Source organism: Photorhabdus heterorhabditis (assembly GCF_001280945.1).
In the GTDB taxonomy this organism is placed as follows: Bacteria; Pseudomonadota; Gammaproteobacteria; order Enterobacterales; family Enterobacteriaceae; genus Photorhabdus; species Photorhabdus heterorhabditis.
In genome coordinates, this window is sequence record NZ_LJCS01000168.1 from 1 (window position 1) to 1,396 (window position 1,396).

Genomic DNA, 1,396 nt, shown 5'->3' on the forward strand with positions numbered 1-1,396 from the left:
CTAGTACTACAGCCGTAGATATTGTGTAATAATGCGCCAAGTTCTCATGCCAACATAGCGAAAGATTCGATGCAAACACCGTTGACCCTGTGGACACAGGAACTGGATACATTACACGCCCGTTTAGCTCCCCTGTTCAAGCGCTCCGAACCCCGACAGCGCAGTCTGGCCTACCTTAAGGGACTCCTCAGCAACGTCGAACGCAAGAACGGCTGGCAACTGGCTGAGTGGATGGGGGAAGCCACGCCTGACGGGGTACAGCATCTGCTTGAACGTGCCTTGTGGGATGCCGACGCGGCCCGCGATATCTTGTGTGACTACGTCGTCGGTCACCTGCGGGATGACAACAGCGTACTGATTGTCGATGAGACCGGATTCATCAAGAAAGGGCAGTACTCCGCCGGCGTACAGCGCCAGTACAGCGGCACCGCCGGACGGGTGGAGAACAGCCAGATTGGTGTCTTCCTGTGCTATGCCGGCGGTGGGGGCAGTGCCTTCATTGACCGGGAGTTATACCTGCCCCGTCAGTGGGTTGATAACCCGCCACGGCGTGAGGCGGCGGGTATCCCCACGGAAGTGAAGTTTGCCACGAAACCCCAGCTGGCCCGCAAGATGCTTGAGCGGGCACTGGATGCAGGCGTCCCCTGTGGCTGGGTAGCGGGCGACAGTGTCTATGGCGGTGACCGCCGCCTGCGGGTCTGGCTGGAGTCGCGCCAACAGCCCTTTGTACTGGGCGTCGCCCGGAATGAGCCGCTATGGTGGAAAGGGCCGGTGTTCATGAGTGCGCAGGCCATCGCCCAATCGCTAACGCCCCAAGCCTGGAAGTGCCGGTCTGCGGGAGCCGGCGCCAAAGGCGAACGTCGATACGACTGGGCGGTTACCCCGCTGTGGCGCCTGCAATTAACGCGGGAAGAACGGCGTTTCGGTCACTACCTGCTCGTGCGTCGCAGTCGTGATGAGAAACGGGAATTAGCCTACTACGTGGTGTATGCCCCGCGAAAGAAGGCGAAGCTCAAGACGCTGGCGCAGGTGGCAGGCCGGCGTTGGGAGATAGAGACGGGTTTCGAAGCCACCAAGGGGGAGTGCGGTCTGGCGCAATACGAAGTGCGGCGCTGGCAGGGCTGGTATCGCCACATCACGCTGTCCTTGTTAGCCCACGCGGTGCTGGTAGCCTTGCGGGTGCAGGAGAAAAAAAACGGTGCCGGGGCTGATTGCGTTGAGCGTCCCAGAATTGCGCAGGCTACTATCACGACTGATGTGGAAAACCCAAGATGTCGTTGAACACATTCTGCATTGGTCTATATGGAGGCGAAGGCACCAGTACCGTGCTCAGCAGTGTCACTACCGGCGCAGAGGCGGGAGCCCACCCTCAGGATAAGTACGGCTGTAGTACTAG

General features: G+C 60.0%; 1 protein-coding gene. It reads left to right on the top strand.

The genetic code is table 11. The features are described 5' to 3' along the window. Positions 1-69 precede the first annotated feature (69 nt). Entirely contained in the window at positions 70-1,281 is a 1,212-nt protein-coding gene (locus AM629_RS21100) for an IS701 family transposase (protein WP_054481757.1), read from the top strand. Positions 1,282-1,396: the final 115 nt, after the last annotated feature.

Bases quoted from the DNA above. Each gene is read 5' to 3' on its own strand.
- AM629_RS21100 (WP_054481757.1), top strand. From the start codon at position 70: ATGCAAACACCGTTGACCCTGTGGACACAGGAACTGGATACATTACAC.